The following is a 16,545-nucleotide window of genomic DNA, read 5'->3' as shown; positions in this document are numbered from 1 at the left end:
GATTGTCAGGCCCATCGACTAGCGACCCGGCCGGAACCGGGTCGTCTCGCTTACCAAGCACCCGTCATGCTTTGGAATCGCTTTCCTCGGCTTCGTCCTCTTCGGCCGCTTCCTCGGACTGCTGGGCGGCCTGCAGCACTTGCTCGTAGCTCATGCTGACGTCGTTAACCTGAGCCTGCTCGAGAAGCTTGTCAACGGCCTTGTCTTCCAGCACGGCCGACTTGACCTGGCCCTTGAGCTCGTCGTTCTGCATGTACTGGTCGACGACCTGCTCCGGCTGCTGGTACTGGGTTGCCAGCTCCTCGGCACGGGCGCGGATTTCGTCATCGCTGGCATCGAGCTCGTGCTGCTTGATGACTTCCGCCAGCAGCAGGCCGATCTTGACGCGGGTGCGAGCCTGCTCGGCGAACAGCTCGTTCGGCAACTGGCTGACGTCGAAGTCTTCACCGAGGCCGAACTGCTGGGCGGCTTGACGCTTGAGCCCGTCGGTCTCCTGCTGGATCAGCGACTGCGGGACCGTGACGTCGTTGGCTTTCTGCAGCGCATCGAGAGCCTGCTGCTTGACCCGGTTACGGGCCGCCTGGCGGACTTCGCGCTCCATGTTGCCCTTGACCTCGGCCCGGAACTTGTCGGCATCGCCGTCTTCCACGCCGAACTCCTTGATGAAGTCGGCATCGACTTCCGGCAGCGCCCTGGCAGAGACTTCATGAACCTTGACCTTGAAGGTCGCCTCCTGACCCGCCAGGTGCTCGGCCTGGTAGTCCTCCGGGAAGGTCACGTTAATGCTCTTCTCGTCACCGGCCTTGGCGCCGACCAACTGCTCCTCGAAGCCCGGAATGAAGCGATTGGACCCCAGCTCGAGCTCGTGCCCTTCGGCGGAACCGCCCTCGAACGGCTCATCGCCGAGGAAGCCCTGGAAGTCGATCTTGACCTTGTCACCCTCTTCCGCTGCGCGTTCGACCGGCTGGAACTCGGCCCGCTGTCCGCGCAGGGTCTCGATCATCGTGTCGATATCGGCATCGGCGATCTCCGCCTGCGGGCGCTCGATGGGGGTGCCATCGATGCCGCTGAGCTCGATTTCCGGATAGACTTCGAGCGTGGCGACGAACTCCAGATCCTTGCCCGTCTGATCGACCTTCGGCTCGATCGAGGGGTAGCCGGCCGGGTTCAGGCTCTGCTCGGTGATTGCCCGCACGTAGTGCTGACGCATCAGCTCACTGACGACTTCATTGCGGACATCCTTGCCGTAACGCTGGCGCACGACCGCCATCGGGATCTTCCCTTGACGAAAGCCATTCAGACGAACGCGCTTGGCGGTGTCTTGCAGGCGAGTCGCAACCGCTTCATCGACCTCGGCTGCGGGAACCTGAACAGTGATGCGACGTTCGATCTGGGATGTCGTCTCAACGGAAACTTGCATAGATGATCCTCTACCGACGGGGGCGTTCTGTGAATGCAACTCAAAGACTGTGACTTCAAAACTGTCATTTCAAAGCAAGGGGGCGATTTTAAGAACCCCCATGCCTACTGGCAAGCTGACTAGCGCGGTAAATGGTACCGATCGGGGCAAAATACAAGCCTGATGCGGCAAAAATCGACTTTAGGAGGATTCTCGATGCACTCGAGCCATCGATCGACGACGCCTGGCCGCATAGTGAAGCCGACAGCCGGAGAGAAAAGCCATGAGAGGAAATAGACTAACGAAGGGAAGAAATGGGGTGGATGATGGGGATCGAACCCACGACCACCGGAGCCACAATCCGGGGCTCTACCACTGAGCTACACCCACCATTTCTAGAAGCTTGGTCGGTAATGGGGTGGATGATGGGGATCGAACCCACGACCACCGGAGCCACAATCCGGGGCTCTACCACTGAGCTACACCCACCATACCGACTCTGCATCGACCGGGAACGCGTCACGCCGTGTTGAGTGGCGCGCCCAGCAGGACTCGAACCTGCAACCTACGGCTTAGAAGGCCGTTGCTCTATCCGGTTGAGCTATAGGCGCATTCCAATACCGGCTGCATTTCCATCGACACGCGAAGACGACAGCTTTGGTCGGGGTAGAGGGATTTGAACCCCCGACATCCTGCTCCCAAAGCAGGCGCGCTACCAGACTGCGCTATACCCCGATGCCGCGTTTTTCGTGGCCGATGACTCTACGAGCCCTTCGATGCGCTGCGTATTCTACGGATCCTTTCAGCGGGGTCAAGCCTTTACGTGCACTCAGGCCCGATTCGTCAGGCAGCGAGGAAGTCACCGTCGGACCCGAATCCCACTTCCCCGTCACCGTGCGTTGACTGCATCGCTGGGCGTGCGAAAATTGCCCACCTCCTCCGGCGACCCGCCGGCCTTCAGGACTCAGAAAGGAAAGTCGATGACCGCTCAGTTGATCGATGGCAAAGCCATTGCCGGCGCAATTCGCAGTCAGGTAAAAGCCGACGTGGAACATCGTACCCAACAAGGGCTGCGCCGCCCGGGGCTGGCCGTCATTCTGATCGGTCACGACCCGGCATCGGAGGTCTACGTCAGCCACAAGCACCGGGCCTGCGAGAACGCCGGCATCCTCTCCTTCAGCCATCGGCTCGAGACCACCACGACCCAAAAGGAGCTGGAAGCGCTGATCGACCGGCTGAACGCCGACCCGACCGTCGATGGCATTCTGCTGCAACTGCCACTGCCAGCCCATCTCGACGCCAACCCCCTGCTCGAGCGCATTCGTCCGGACAAGGATGTCGACGGGTTCCACCCTTACAACCTCGGGCGCCTGGCACAGCGACTTCCGTTGCTGCGCCCCTGCACCCCCAAGGGCATCATCACCCTGCTGGAGCATAACCGAATCCCGCTGCGAGGACTGGACGCCACCATCGTCGGCGCCTCCAACATCGTCGGTCGGCCCATGGCGCTCGAACTACTGCTCGCCGGCTGCACCACCACGATCTGCCATCGCTTCACCCAAGGACTCGAGGAGAAGGTCAGACAAGCCGACCTGCTGGTGGTCGCCACCGGCAAGCCCGGCCTGATCGATGGCAACTGGATCAAACCGGGGGCGATCGTCATCGACGTGGGCATCAACCGCCAGCAGGATGGCACGCTGATCGGCGACGTCGATTTCGATACCGCCGCCGAACGCGCCAGCTGGATCACGCCGGTACCCGGCGGCGTCGGCCCAATGACCGTCGCCACGCTGCTGCAGAACACCCTGCAGGCCGCCGAACTCCATGATGCACAGTGAATCATCGACCGCTCCCATCAGGACAATGGATCATCCCATGCAGACTCTCGGTATCATCGGCGCCATGGAGCAGGAAGTCGCCCTGCTCGCCTCCCGCCTGGACAACCCCCGCACCGAACATCACCCTGGCGGCATCTTCCATTGCGGCGAGCGTCACGGCCTTCGGATCGTGCTGCTCCAGTCCGGGATCGGCAAGGTCAACGCCACGGTAGGCGCAACCCAACTGATGACCCACTACCGCCCGGACGCCATCATCAATACCGGCTCCGCGGGCGGCTTCGGTGCGGCGATGGAAGTCGGCGACGTGGTCATCTCCAGCGAGGTGCGCCACCATGACGTCGACGTCACGGCATTCGGCTACGAGATGGGCCAGGTCCCCGGGATGCCCGCCGGCTTCAGCGCCGACCCGGGATTGATCGACACTGCCCGCGCCTGCATCGAGACACTCGGGGCCCTGCGCGTCCACGAGGGGTTGATCTGCACCGGCGACAGCTTCATGGCCGACCCGGCGCGCGTCGATGCCGTGCGCGAGCACTTCCCCCAGATGCTGGCCGTGGAGATGGAAGCCGCCGCCATTGCCCAGACGTGCCACCTGTTCGGCTGTCCGTTCGTGGTCATCAGGGCGCTATCGGATATCGCCGGCAAGGAGTCCAGCCTCTCGTTCGACGCCTTCCTGGAACAAGCCGCGACTCACTCCGCCGAAATGGTCGAGGCGATCATCGCCCGCCTGGCCGGCGTCTGAGACCGAGCCGATCGCCATGACGACGAACCCCGCCAATTGGCGGGGTTCGTCGTTTCAGGACAGCGTCGGCTCAGGCCGGCGGCGCTTCGAAACTCCAGCGCGTTCCCTCGCGGGAGTCCTTCAGCACGATACCCAGCGCGGCCAGTTCGTCGCGAATTCGATCGGCTTCGGCGAAATCCCGCTGGCTCTTGGCCGTCGCCCGCGCCTCGATTCGGGACTCGATCTCGGCCTCGCTCAGCGGCAGCTCGGCAGCACCAGCCTTGAAGAACTCGGCGGGCGACCGCTCGAGCAAGCCCAGCAGATTCGCCAGCCGCTTGAGCTCCTGGCCGAGCGCGCTGGCGTGAGCCGGCTCGGCATCTCTTAGCCGATTGATCTCCCGCGCCAGGTCGAACAGTACCGACAGGGCTTCAGGCGTATTGAAATCGTCGCTCATCGCCGCCGAGAAGCGCTCGGCATAGATGCCCTTGACGTCGCCGTGAGCCGGCTCGACGCCGTCCAGGGCATGGTAGAAACGCTCGAGCGACTTGCGGGCATCGCTCAGGGACTCCGGCGCATAGTTGATCGGACTGCGATAGTGGCTCGCCACCAGCAGGTAGCGCACCACTTCCGGATCGTGAACTTCCAGCACCTCGCGGATCGTGAAGAAGTTGCCCAGCGACTTGGACATCTTCTCCTGGTTGACCCGTACCGCGCCGGCATGCATCCACACATTGACGTAGGGCTTGCCGGTGGCCGCCTCGCTCTGGGCGATCTCGTTCTCGTGATGCGGGAAGGTCAGATCCGGCCCGCCGCCATGGATATCGAAGGTCTCGCCCAGGCAGCAGGTCGACATCGCCGAGCACTCGATATGCCAGCCTGGCCGACCTTCGCCCCAGGGCGAAGACCAGCTGGCCTCGCCCGGCTTGGCCGCCTTCCAGAGCACGAAGTCGAGCGGATCCTCCTTGTGTTCGTCGACGTCGACCCGGGCACCCGCGCGCATGTCGTCGAGATTGCGGTTGTTGAGCTTGCCATAGTCGGCAAAGCGGCGAACACGGTAGTAGACGTCGCCGTTGGCGGCCGCGTAGGCATAGCCGCCTTCGATCAGGCGCTCGATCATCGCCACGATCTCCGGGATATGTCCGGTGGCGCGAGGCTCCGCATCCGGCCGCAGAACTCCCAGCCGCGCCTCGTCCTCGTGCATGGCCGCGATCATGCGCTCGGTCAGCGCCGAAATCGACTCGCCGTTCTCCTCCGCGCGCCGGAGAATCTTGTCGTCGATGTCGGTGATGTTGCGAACGTAGGTCACGTCCAGGCCGGTCTGGCGCAGCCAGCGCGTGATCACGTCGAACGCCACCATGACCCGGGCATGACCCAGGTGGCAGTAGTCGTAGACCGTCATCCCGCAGACGTACATCCGCACCTTGCCGGGCTCGATGGGATCGAGTTTCGCCTTGCGGCGCGTCAGCGTGTTGTAGATCTCCAGCCCGCTCATGTTCTCGTTCCTTCAGCCCTGCTTCTTCTGAATCTTGGCCCAGCTGTCCTTGAGCCCCACGGTGCGATTGAATACCAGCTTGCCATCGCGACAGGCGTGACGATCGGCGCAGAAGTAACCGACCCGCTCGAACTGGTAGCGCGCTTCCGGTTCGGCATTCGCCAGCGAGGGCTCGGCGATGCCCTGCACCGTGACCAGCGACTCCGGGTTCAGGTGATCGAGGAAATCGGCATCCTTGTCCCGATCCGGCGCCTCGTCGAGGAACAGGTTGTCGTAGAGCCTGACCTCCACCGGTACGCCATGCTCGGCGCTGACCCAGTGGATGACGCCCTTGACCTTGCGCCCTTCCGGATTCTTGCCCAGCGTGTCGAAGTCGACACTGCAGTGGAGCGCGACGATCTCGCCCTCGTCGTTCTTGATCACCTCGTCGCAACGAATGACGTAGCCATTGCGCAGGCGAACCTCCTTCCCTGGTGCCAGACGGAAGAACTTCTTCGGCGGCTCCTCCATGAAGTCTTCGCGATCGATCCAGATCTCGCGGGTCAGCGGCAGCTGGCGGGTGCCCATGTCCTCCCGCGCCGGGTGCCCCGGCACCTCGAACACCTCGCCGTGGTCCGCGGGAAGGTTGGTCAGCACCACCTTGAGCGGATCGAGCACGCACATCGCCCGCGGCGCGTTGTCCTCGAGATCCGAGCGGATGGCGAAATGGAGCATCGCGATATCGACCACGTTGGCGGCTCGGCTGACCCCGGTCATGTCGCAGAACTTGCGCAGCGACGCCGGCGTGTAACCGCGACGGCGAAGTCCGGAGATCGTCGGCATGCGCGGGTCGTCCCAGCCATCGACCACGTCCCGGTCGACCAGCAGCTTGAGCTTGCGCTTGGAGGTGACCGTGTAATTGACGTTCATCCGCGCGAACTCGGTCTGGCGCGGCTGCGACGGCACCGGCAACTGCGCCAGGAACCACTCGTAGAGCGGGCGGTGATCCTCGAACTCCAGCGTGCACAGCGAGTGAGTGATGCCTTCGATGGCATCGGACTGGCCATGGGCGAAATCGTAGGAAGGGTAGATCTTCCAGGCATCGCCGGTCTGGTGGTGTGTTGCATGACGGATGCGGTAGAGGATCGGGTCGCGCAGATTGATATTCGGCGCGGCCATGTCGATCCTGGCCCGCAGCACCTTGCTGCCCTCGGCGAACTCGCCCAGCCGCATGCGCTCCAGCAGATCCAGATTTTCCTCGACACCGCGCTCCCGATAGGGGCTCGGTCGGCCCGGCTCGGTCAGCGTTCCCCGGTATTCGCGAATCTCCTCCGGGGAGAGGTCGTCGACGTAGGCCTTGCCCTCACGGACCAGATGCTGTGCCCAGGCATAGAGCTGGTCGAAATAGTCGGAGGCGAAGCGCACCGAGCCGCTCCATTCGTAGCCGAGCCAGCGGATGTCTTCCTGGATCGCGTCGATGTAGGCCTGCTCTTCCTTGGCCGGGTTGGTATCGTCGAAGCGAAGATGGCAGCGCCCACCGAACTGCTCCGCCAGGCCAAAGTTGACCCAGATCGACTTGGCATGGCCGATGTGCAGGAACCCATTCGGCTCCGGCGGAAAGCGGGTCACGATCGTCGTCGCCTGCCCCGACTCGAGCTCGTCGCGAATCTGGTTACGCAGGAAATTCGGCGCCCCTTGCTGGGTCTCGGCACCGGACTGGGCTTCGGAACGATCGTTGGGACTTTCGGCGCTCGTGTTGCTTTCGACGCTCATGGAATGCAGGCAACCTCTATGATTCGGATGATCGGCCGACGATGCGGCCCTGATGACCGCAGGTTAACACGCGCGGACAGCGGTTTCTCCCGGCGACCCAAAGCCGCTATTATAGCGCGACGCCCGCGGCCGGCGCCAAGCCGCCTGCCGTCTCACGACAGCCAGAATCAGCCAGGATTTCCGATGATCGTTTTGCACACCAATCACGGCGCCATCAAGCTCGAACTCGACTTCGAGAAAGCCCCGAAAACCGCTGCCAATTTCGAGCAGTACGTTCGCGACGGCCATTACGACGGCACCCTTTTTCACCGCGTGATCGATGGGTTCATGGTCCAGGGCGGCGGCTTCGACACCGATTTCGAGCAGAAGCCGACGCGCACCACGATCGAGAACGAAGCCGACAATGGTCTCACCAACCAGAAAGGCACCGTCGCCATGGCGCGCACCCAGGACCCCCACTCCGCCAGCGCCCAGTTCTTCGTCAACGTCTCCGACAACGACTTCCTCAACCACCGCGACAAGAGCGTGCAGGGCTGGGGCTACTGCGTATTCGGGCGCGTGGTCGACGGCATGGAGGTAGTCGACCAGATCCGCCAGGTAGCAACCGGACGGCGTGGCATGCACAGCGATGTCCCCGTCGAGGATGTCATCATCGAACGTGCCGAAGTCACGGATTGACCTTCCCCCTCACGGGCCGACCACCGACAGGAACCACTCCCCGCATGCAACTGCTGATCGCCGATCTCCATCTTCAACCCTCGCAGCCGGACATCGCCAAGGGTTTCATCGACTACCTGCGCGGGCCGGTCCGACAGGCCTCGTCGCTGACCATTCTGGGCGACCTGTTCGAGGCCTGGATCGGCGACGACTACCGGGGCGAGTTCGAGCAGCGGATCATCGCCGAGTTGAAGGCATGCGCCGAAGCCGGTACCCGGCTGGCTTTCATGCACGGCAACCGGGACTTTCTGATCGGCGAGGCGTTTGCCGCCGATAGCGGCTGCGCCCTGCTCGACGACCCCACGGTGGTGGAACTGGGCGGACAGCGGGTCCTGCTGATGCACGGCGATAGCCTGTGTACTCGCGACGAGGCTTACATGGCTTTCCGACGCCAGGCTCGCGACCCCGCCTGGCAGGCACAGATCCTGGCGATGCCGGTGGATGAGCGCAAGGCGCTGGCCAGGAAACTTCGGGAACAGTCCGGCGAAGCCAACACCAACAAGGCCGAGGACATCATGGATGTCACCCCCGAAGCCGTCATCGAGACGATGCAGGCCCATGACGTGAGCGTCATGATCCATGGTCACACTCACCGACCGGCCGTGCACGAACTGAACGTCGGTGGGGAGCCGGGGAAACGTTATGTGATCGGCGACTGGCGCCCTGGCACGGGCTGGCAGCTGAGAGTGGACGACGACGGATTGACATTGAAATCGTTCCCGATCTGATCGTGCCCGGCGAGTCACCGAGGGGCTTACCCCTTACCGGTGACTCACCGACCTCCCCGCACCAAGCCTAGAGCTGGAAGTCGGCCGGATGGGACGAAGCGGCGCTGACGTTATCCAGCAGCGTTCGCCAGCGGGTCAGAACCGGCGCATCGGACAGCGCCACCTCCCCCAGCCGATAACGCAGCGCCCGCTGCTTTTCCCGGTCGCCGGGATCGACCAGGGAGAGCCACATCTCGAGGCTTTTCAACTCCATGTGGGGGCTGCCGGCTTCGACGGCCCAGCTTCTCGACGCTTCGATGAGGGACGCCACGCTCGCCATGTCGTCGCCCCGGCGATGCTTGACCCGGGCCATCTGCAAGCCGATTTGGGGCATCATCAGGGAGCGCCGTGTCAGCGCATGGTCGAGACAGGGCTCGAGATACGCCGCGGCGCGCCCCACATCGTTGAGCGCCAGGCAGGCGTCGCCGTACCACAGGAACGGCCGCTGCCAGGGCTCCCTGCCCGTCAACTCGCTCAACCGGGCCACGCTGGACTCGATTCTCTGCAGGCCCCGCGCCTCTCCGGCCAGCGACTGACTCCAGCCGAGCACGCACTCCGCCTCCCAGTGCCAGCGCTGGAGATCCGCGGTACGCGTCATCTCGTGGGCGCGACGGCCACGTTCGGTCGCCAGATGGATATGTCCCAGTTGCCGGTAGAGGGACGCGGCGAATATCAGCGCCATGGCCAACGACCCCGGATGACGAACGGACTCCGCCAGGCGAATGGCGGCTTCCATCTGCTGCTCCGCGCGTCGATAGTCACCCCGCAGGCAGAGGGTCCAGCTCTGATAGCAGGCCGCGGCTACCTGCGGATGATCGGAGTAAGGCAACCACTCCAGCACCATGGGCCAACTCAGCGGATCGACCTGATCGAGGTGCTCGTAGGCCAGCGAAATCCGGCCACTCCAGTATTCGCCATGGGCGCGGGCATAGAGCGCCAGACGCTGGTAGCGCGGATCGTCGATGCGTCGCGCCAGATCGCGCAACTGCAGGGCCAGCGACTCCGCCTCTTGCGTGGCGTGGCGCTGGCTGGCGCCCACCCAGAGCCCCCAGGTCACCAGAAACGCCTGATCGTCGGCTTCATCGTCATCCGGTATCGAACCTTGCCACAGACTCTGCGCCCGGAGAAAACTCTCCTGCGCCGCCGGAGAGCCATGCCCTTCCAGCGCGTAGCAAGCCTGCCCTTTCACCGTCAGCAGACTGATTTCACGCTCGGCACCACCGCCGGAAGCCACTGTCAGGCTGGCAAGACCGGACTCGGCCATTTTCAACGCCGTGCGGTTGGCGCTGACCTTGAGCGCACTCCTTGCCGCCATTTCGAAGTAGCGTGCGGCCCGGGCCGGATCGCCGCTCCGGCGCAGATGCTCGGCGAAATCCCCGGGATGACGGCTGATCCACGCGGGGTAACTGGATTCGATCAGTTTCACGACCTGCTGATGCAGCACGATCCGCACATCCTGCGGGCACGAGAGATAGGCCGCTTCCTGCAGCAGCGGGTGGCTGAACTGGAAATCGTAGGGCGGCATGTCGCAGGGCTCGATGATCTCGAGCCTTCGCATCTGCTCCAGTGCCGCCTTGAAGAGATCGTCACCGATCGCCAGACCGGCGCGCAGCATGCCGGCTTCGAACTGTCGGCCAAGCGTTGCCGCCATGTGCGCGACATGGCGATACCCCTGCAGTTGGTCGATACGGCTGGCGAGCAACCCCAGCAACCCGCTCGGCAGGCTGTCGGCGTCCAGGCGCCTGCCCTCGCGCCGGTCGATCTCGAGCCGGCGGCAGATCTCCTGCAAGTAGAGAGGAACCCCCTCGCACCGCTCGATCAACTGTTCGCGCAGTCGCAGGTTCAGCTTGAGGCGATGGCGGCGGGCCAGGTAGTCCAGCATGTCAGCGGACTGCTCCGCATCGAGGCGCCCCAGCACCACCTGCTGATCCCAGTTCAACCTGACCGAGGGAACCTCCCGGTTCTGATGGGAGGCAACCAGTAACAAGGCCGTGTGAATCGGCAGCCGGGCCTGGAGGTTCTGCAGGACTTTCAGTGACGGCTCGTCCAGCCACTGCAGATCGTCGACGATGATCACCAGCGGACGGCGAGAGCGAGTGGTCTCGAGAATCAGTGCCTGGGTCAGTTGGGTGACCAGCTCCACCGCCTCGTCGGCGTCCTCCCTGGCCAGCGACGCCCGCCCGAGCACGTCGACCAGCAGCTGCCGGCGCTCGACGCCGACTCGCTCCATCGCGGGAATCCGGTCGACCAGTCCCCTGATCGCGGCGTCATCCGGCTCCGCTTCGAGATACCACCCCAGCAGCGCCTGGACCAGCCCGTAGGAGGTCTGACTCGACAAGCGAGTCGTGGGCCGCCAGAAAACCGCCGCGTCCTCTTGTTGCAGATATTCCCGGAAGTGGATCATCAAGGCGGACTTGCCGATACCCGTGTCGCCCAGTACCAGCAGGCTCTGCCGCAGCCCGAGGGAGACCCGAGCCAGCGCATCGCGCAACTGGCGGAGTTCGGTCTCGCGTCCGGTAAGGCTCGGCGGCAGGGTCTCGCGACAGGAAGACTCCACGCCCAGCACCAGCCCCCGCCGCTGAACCCGACCATCGCTGCTGATCAGACGGGGAGTCAGGCGGGATTGCAGGTCGAAAGCCGGCGGCAGGTGCTGGCTGGCGTTGAGCGAGATGACCAGCTCGCTGCTCTTGGCCGCCACCATCATGGCCAGCGCCACCTGCGTCACGTCGCCGAACGGATCGATCGAGTGCCGCTCCGGAAGCCAGATCACGCGACCGCTATCCAGGCCGGCCGTCAGCGTGAACCGGGGCGGCGCCTCCTCGCCCTGCCACAGATTATCGAGCTCGTGGGTGAGCCCTTGGCGACAATGCTCGAACAGCGCCACCAGTTCGGCCAGCTGATGGGTTGGGCCGTGGGTGCCGAAGCAGGCGAGCCCCACGCCACTCCCTACTGCGGCCTGCCAGAAACCGCCAAGATGGCGACACTGGGTCTCCAGCCACCGGAACAGCTGGTCCTGAGCTTTCAGGCAAGCCAGCGCCCGACCGAGGTCGTTTCCGGCGTCCGCCGGTCGGAGCGCAATCGCCATGACCGTGACCTGGCGATAGTCGATATCTTCCGCCGAGTACCCCGGCACCTCCCGCCGCCCCTGGGGCGCGTCGGCGCCGACGCCGTTCGACCAATCGAGATGTATCTGTCCCGGTTCCGGCCCCTCCGACCAGAATCTCGCCAGTTGCAGAAAGCCGGGCTCGGGCTGCTGGCCGGATAGCGCCAGGTGTTGCAGAAAGGCGTTGAACTGTTCCCGGGCGGCGGCGAACTGCCCGTGCTCGGCAAGCTGTCGCACCAATCGCTCGTGGAAAGGACCAAAGTCCGGGATTCGGTGGATCAGGGTTCGCAGCAGCCCCTCGGGCAGCGCCGAGCACGCCTCCAGCACTCGTTCCGCGTATTCGGTCAAGCGCTGTCGCCACTCGCCCCGGGTGCGTACCAGCCACTGCTGGAAAGCGACGCACTGACCCAGATGCAGTTCGGACAGCAGGTCGCCGCGATAGTAGTCGAGCAGCCGCTCGAGGACATCGATGGAAGGCGGTTCTCGCAGCAGGCCGTCCACCTCGCGAAGATCCCAGTGAACACTGGGCGGCAGATCGAAGGAGATGGTCTGCCGAGTGACGGTCAGGGACGACTCGGCGAGATCGCCGAGGCTGTGCCGGAGGCAGTGAAGGGCATGGCGAAGGTTCGTCCTCCCCGACTTGACGCCCTGGTCCGGCCATAGCATTTCGGCCAGCGCGGCACGGCTCGCCGGCGCCTCCTGCATCAGCAGGTAGATCAGCAGCGCCTTCACCTTGTCGTAGCTGAAGTGCGTCAGCGCCTGATCACCCTGCCGATACCCGAAATGTCCGAAGAGCGCGATTGTTGTTGTTGCTCGACCTGAATTCATCGTTGTCCATTATCCGATAGAAGAAGCGACCACACGCAGATCATCGCCAAGCCGGTTGACACGCGCCCCTGGTCGACCTAGGCCAGCATGATCGCCGAGGTTGCGACGACTCACGGCGAGGTCGCTCTCGGCACGCCGCTGTGAAAGCGGAACATGGCGTCTTCGCCTTCGATCAACGCTTTTTCGTGAGCGGCGAAGCGAGTCACGCGTTCGGCCACGGCGGCCTTGCCGCCATAGCGTTCGGCGAGCCCGAGGTAATCCTCGAAATGACGCCCTTCCGAACGCACCAGGGAGCGATAGAACTTGGCAAGCGGCTCATCGAGATGAGGAATCAGCCGTGCGAAACGCTCACACGAGCGCGCTTCGATGAACGCGCCCACGATCAGAATATCGATCAATCGATCCGGCTCTTCTCGTGCTACGTGTTCACGCAGCCCCTCCGCGTAGCGCGACGCCTGAATGTGGGAGTAGTCGACTCCCCGCTCCTGCATCAAACCGACCACCTGCTCGAAATGGAGAAGCTCCTCACGCGCCAGCTGAGACATCTTGGTCAGAAGCTCGGGGCGATCGACATACCGGAACATCAGGCTCATCGCGGTAGAGGCGGCCTTCTTTTCACACTGCGCATGGTCGATCAACAACAGCGCCGGGTTTTCCAATGCGGCCTCGATCCAGCGCCGAGGCGTGGCACAAGGTAGGAATTCGAGCAGCTCGACCGGCAGCAAGCGGTCGATGTCGACATCGATGTCATCGGTCATTCGTTGAGTAGTCATTGACGTTCTTCGGGCGCTTGGCAGGCAACTGCCAGCCCCGTTTTGCGGATGGAAGACATCGGGCCGTGACGAGACATGTCATATTTCCCGACCCGGAGAACCTCTCGAGGATTTCGGCCACTCGATACGTTGAATCAGAGTGGATTCGAATCCAGTGGGCTCATGGTAGCGCCTGCCCGACGAGACTTCGATAGCCATTTCCACGACCATGGTGACATTGACGGCAGACCGGAAGTGGCGGAAGACCGGAAGTGGCGGAAGACCGGTGCCGACGTGGCCTCCTTAACATTGTCGACAGTTTCACGTAGACTTCGCAGCGCCCACCGCAGCCGATCTCGTGACAGCCATGTCAATGGCCGCCAGACGATCCTGGCTTGCCGAACGACGAGACGTTCCGTACCTGCCGCGTCCTGGCCCGGATTCCGTCTCGCTCATGCGGGCTCTAACTCTAGATGAGGGTCTCCACCGTGCTTGAAGCTTACCGCCAACATGTCGAGGAGCGCGCCCAGGAAGGCGTGCCACCGAAACCGTTGACCGCCGAAATGACCGCCCAACTGGTCGAGCTGCTCAAGCAGCCGCCCGCCGGTGAAGAGGCATTTCTCCTCGAACTGATCACCGATCGCGTGCCGCCCGGTGTCGACGAGGCCGCCTACGTCAAGGCCGGCTTCCTCACCGCCATCGCTAAGGGCGAGGCGACCTCGCCGCTGATCGACAAGATCCACGCGGTCAAGCTGCTGGGGACCATGCAGGGCGGCTACAACATCGCCACCCTGGTCGAGCTGCTGGACGATAGTGAGCTGGCCCAGGAAGTGGGCGAGCAGCTCAAGCACACCCTACTGATGTTCGACGCCTTCCACGATGTCGCCGAGCGGGCCAAGAGCGGCAACGCCGTGGCCCAGGGCGTGCTCGAGTCGTGGGCCGAGGCCGAGTGGTTCCTGGCCAAGCCGGCGCTGGCCGACAAGATCAGCATCGCCGTGTTCAAGGTACCCGGCGAGACCAACACCGACGACCTGTCGCCGGCGCCGGATGCCTGGTCGCGCCCCGACATCCCACTCCACGCCAACGCCATGCTCAAGAACCCGCGCGACGGCATCGAGCCGGAAGTCGCGGGCAGCAAGGGCCCGCTGGCGCAGATCGAGGCGGTCAAGGCCAAGGGCTTCCCGGTCGCCTACGTCGGCGACGTGGTAGGCACCGGCTCCTCGCGCAAGTCGGCGACCAACTCGGTGCTGTGGTTCTTCGGCGACGACATCCCCCACGTCCCCAACAAGCGGGCCGGCGGGTTCTGCTTCGGCGGCAAGATCGCACCGATCTTCTTCAACACCATGGAAGACGCCGGCGCCCTGCCGATCGAGATGGATGTCGACAAGCTCGAGATGGGCGACGTCATCGACGTCTATCCGTATGAAGGCAAGGTCACCCGTCACGACAGCGACGAAGTCGTTTCCACCTTCGAGCTCAAGACCCAGGTGATCCTCGACGAAGTGCGCGCCGGTGGCCGTATCCCCCTGATCATCGGCCGCGGTTTGACCGAGAAGGCGCGCAACGAACTCGGCCTGCCGGGCTCGGATATCTTCCGCAAGCCGGAACAGCCGGTCGACACCGGCAAGGGCTTCACCCTGGCCCAGAAGATGGTCGGCAAGGCCTGCGACATGGACGGCGTCCGCCCGGGCATGTACTGCGAGCCGAAGATGACCACGGTCGGCTCCCAGGACACCACCGGCCCGATGACTCGCGACGAGCTCAAGGATCTGGCGTGCCTCGGCTTCCAGGCCGACCTGGTGATGCAGTCCTTCTGCCACACCGCCGCCTATCCCAAGCCGGTCGACGTCGAGACCCATCACACCCTGCCCGACTTCATCATGAACCGTGGCGGCGTCTCGCTGCGACCGGGCGATGGCATCATCCACTCCTGGCTCAACCGCATGCTGCTGCCGGACACCGTCGGTACCGGTGGTGACTCGCACACCCGTTTCCCGATGGGGATCTCGTTCCCGGCAGGCTCCGGGCTGGTGGCCTTCGCGGCGGCCACCGGCGTGATGCCGCTGGACATGCCGGAATCGGTGCTGGTGCGGTTCAAGGGTGAGCGTCAGCCGGGCATCACCCTGCGCGACCTGGTCCACGCGATCCCCTACTACGCGATTCAACAGGGTCATCTGACCGTGGCCAAGTCCGGCAAGAAGAACATCTTCTCCGGCCGCATTCTGGAGATCGAAGGTCTCGAGGATCTCACCGCCGAGCAGGCGTTCGAGCTCTCCGACGCCTCCGCGGAGCGCAGCGCTGCGGGTTGCACCATCACGCTGGGCGAAGAGCGCGTTACCGAGTACCTGAACTCCAACGTCACCCTGCTGAAGTGGATGATCAGCGCCGGCTATGGCGACCGCCGCACGCTGGAGCGCCGTATCGAAGCCATGGAAGCGTGGCTGGCCAACCCCAGCCTGATGCGCGCCGACGCCGACGCCGAGTACGCTGCGTTGATCGAGATCGACCTGGCCGAGATCGACCAGCCGGTGCTCTGTGCGCCCAACGATCCCGACGATGCGCGTCTGCTCTCCGAGGTTGCCGGCCAGAAGATCGATGAAGTCTTCATCGGCTCGTGCATGACCAACATCGGCCACTTCCGCGCCGCCGGCAAATTGCTCGAGAAGCAGCCGGCCGGCAGCCTGAAAACGCGCCTGTGGCTTGCACCGCCGACCAAGATGGACCAACATCAACTGACCGAGGAGGGCTACTACGGCATCTACGGCAAAGCTGGCGCTCGCATGGAGATGCCCGGCTGCTCGCTGTGCATGGGCAACCAGGCACGCGTCGCGCCGAAGTCGACCGTGGTATCCACCTCAACCCGTAACTTCCCCAACCGTCTGGGCGACGGCGCCGATGTCTATTTGGCATCGGCAGAGCTCGCGGCCATCGCCGCGGTCGAAGGCCGCCTGCCCACGGTGGAGGAGTACAAGGCTACCATGGGTGAGTTCAATGCCATGGCGGGTGAGATCTACCGCTACCTGAACTTCCATGAGATAGAGGATTTCCAGAAAGCGGCCTCGAGCGTCATTCCGGTCGCCCAGGAAGCCTGACACGTCTCTTCCGATGCTCGCGCTTCATGAAGAGGTCACCGAAACGCCCCGCCAACGCGGGGCGTTTTTTTATGCCTGACCTCG

The 16,545-nt window shown here is 63.9% G+C and carries 10 protein-coding genes and 4 tRNA genes; 5 read left to right on the top strand and 9 right to left on the bottom strand.

All coding sequences use genetic code 11. The annotated features are described in order from the left end of the window. Positions 1-64: 64 nt before the first annotated feature. The 5 genes from tig to DOM45_RS08100 all read right to left on the bottom strand — a co-directional run bounded on the left by tig (position 65) and on the right by DOM45_RS08100 (position 2,134). Positions 65-1,420, bottom strand: a complete 1,356-nt coding sequence (tig, locus tag DOM45_RS08120) for a trigger factor (protein ID WP_110599343.1) — start codon at positions 1,418-1,420, stop codon at positions 65-67. 294 nt (positions 1,421-1,714) lie between these two features. Then, positions 1,715-1,789, bottom strand: a tRNA-His gene (locus DOM45_RS08115). Between the two features lie 24 nt (positions 1,790-1,813). Next, positions 1,814-1,888 (bottom strand) — tRNA-His (locus tag DOM45_RS08110). Positions 1,889-1,933: 45 nt separating this feature from the next. Beyond that, positions 1,934-2,010 (bottom strand) — tRNA-Arg (locus DOM45_RS08105). Positions 2,011-2,057: 47 nt separating this feature from the next. Continuing rightward, positions 2,058-2,134, bottom strand: a tRNA-Pro gene (locus DOM45_RS08100). A gap of 245 nt (positions 2,135-2,379) precedes the next feature. On the opposite strand from DOM45_RS08100, the gene folD reads away from it, so the two are divergent. Together folD and mtnN are read left to right on the top strand one after the other, a co-directional pair. Then, positions 2,380-3,237, top strand: coding sequence for a bifunctional methylenetetrahydrofolate dehydrogenase/methenyltetrahydrofolate cyclohydrolase FolD (gene folD / locus DOM45_RS08095; RefSeq protein WP_110599341.1), 858 nt, complete (start codon positions 2,380-2,382; stop codon positions 3,235-3,237). A 37-nt stretch (positions 3,238-3,274) separates the two neighbouring features. Then, positions 3,275-3,979: a 5'-methylthioadenosine/S-adenosylhomocysteine nucleosidase gene (mtnN, locus tag DOM45_RS08090; RefSeq protein WP_110599339.1), complete on the top strand. Its 705-nt coding sequence runs from the start codon at positions 3,275-3,277 to the stop codon at positions 3,977-3,979. Positions 3,980-4,049: 70 nt separating this feature from the next. Here mtnN and cysS read toward each other — a convergent pair whose 3' ends face one another. Both cysS and DOM45_RS08080 read right to left on the bottom strand, forming a co-directional pair. Beyond that, positions 4,050-5,441, bottom strand: coding sequence for a cysteine--tRNA ligase (gene cysS / locus DOM45_RS08085; RefSeq protein ID WP_205909435.1), 1,392 nt, complete (start codon positions 5,439-5,441; stop codon positions 4,050-4,052). A gap of 21 nt (positions 5,442-5,462) precedes the next feature. After that, positions 5,463-7,202, bottom strand: a complete 1,740-nt coding sequence (locus tag DOM45_RS08080; RefSeq protein ID WP_110599335.1) for a glutamine--tRNA ligase/YqeY domain fusion protein — start codon at positions 7,200-7,202, stop codon at positions 5,463-5,465. A gap of 183 nt (positions 7,203-7,385) precedes the next feature. Between DOM45_RS08080 and DOM45_RS08075 the strand changes: the two genes are divergently transcribed. After that, positions 7,386-7,880 (top strand): peptidylprolyl isomerase, encoded by a 495-nt coding sequence (locus DOM45_RS08075; RefSeq protein WP_110599333.1) that lies wholly within the window; start codon positions 7,386-7,388, stop codon positions 7,878-7,880. Between the two features lie 44 nt (positions 7,881-7,924). Continuing rightward, a complete protein-coding gene (locus DOM45_RS08070) occupies positions 7,925-8,647 on the top strand; it encodes a UDP-2,3-diacylglucosamine diphosphatase (protein WP_110599331.1) in 723 nt (240 codons plus the stop codon). A gap of 67 nt (positions 8,648-8,714) precedes the next feature. Here DOM45_RS08070 and DOM45_RS08065 read toward each other — a convergent pair whose 3' ends face one another. Together DOM45_RS08065 and DOM45_RS08060 are read right to left on the bottom strand one after the other, a co-directional pair. After that, positions 8,715-12,617, bottom strand: coding sequence for an ATP-binding protein (locus tag DOM45_RS08065; RefSeq protein WP_110599329.1), 3,903 nt, complete (start codon positions 12,615-12,617; stop codon positions 8,715-8,717). Positions 12,618-12,727: 110 nt separating this feature from the next. Beyond that, on the bottom strand, positions 12,728-13,390 hold the full coding sequence (locus DOM45_RS08060; RefSeq protein ID WP_110599327.1) for a MiaE family protein: 663 nt from the start codon (positions 13,388-13,390) through the stop codon (positions 12,728-12,730). 467 nt (positions 13,391-13,857) lie between these two features. On the opposite strand from DOM45_RS08060, the gene acnB reads away from it, so the two are divergent. Then, complete coding sequence (gene acnB, locus DOM45_RS08055) at positions 13,858-16,461, top strand: bifunctional aconitate hydratase 2/2-methylisocitrate dehydratase (RefSeq protein ID WP_110600401.1); 2,604 nt, start codon at positions 13,858-13,860, stop codon at positions 16,459-16,461. Positions 16,462-16,545 lie beyond the last annotated feature (84 nt).

Origin of the sequence: Salinicola lusitanus (assembly GCF_003206045.1) — a bacterium.
GTDB lineage: Bacteria > Pseudomonadota > Gammaproteobacteria > Pseudomonadales > Halomonadaceae > Salinicola > Salinicola lusitanus.
Note: the sequence above shows the minus strand (reverse complement) of the source record. Positions and strands in the feature narration are given on the sequence as shown.

What these genes read in the sequence shown, in the direction of transcription:
- tig (WP_110599343.1), bottom strand. Translation starts at nt 1,420, where the DNA reads ATGCAAGTTTCCGTTGAGACGACATCCCAGATCGAACGTCGCATCACT.
- folD (WP_110599341.1), top strand. Translation starts at nt 2,380, where the DNA reads ATGACCGCTCAGTTGATCGATGGCAAAGCCATTGCCGGCGCAATTCGC.
- mtnN (WP_110599339.1), top strand. Translation starts at nt 3,275, where the DNA reads ATGCAGACTCTCGGTATCATCGGCGCCATGGAGCAGGAAGTCGCCCTG.
- DOM45_RS08080 (WP_110599335.1), bottom strand. Translation starts at nt 7,202, where the DNA reads ATGAGCGTCGAAAGCAACACGAGCGCCGAAAGTCCCAACGATCGTTCC.
- DOM45_RS08075 (WP_110599333.1), top strand. Translation starts at nt 7,386, where the DNA reads ATGATCGTTTTGCACACCAATCACGGCGCCATCAAGCTCGAACTCGAC.
- DOM45_RS08070 (WP_110599331.1), top strand. Translation starts at nt 7,925, where the DNA reads ATGCAACTGCTGATCGCCGATCTCCATCTTCAACCCTCGCAGCCGGAC.
- DOM45_RS08065 (WP_110599329.1), bottom strand. Translation starts at nt 12,617, where the DNA reads ATGAATTCAGGTCGAGCAACAACAACAATCGCGCTCTTCGGACATTTC.
- DOM45_RS08060 (WP_110599327.1), bottom strand. Translation starts at nt 13,390, where the DNA reads ATGACTACTCAACGAATGACCGATGACATCGATGTCGACATCGACCGC.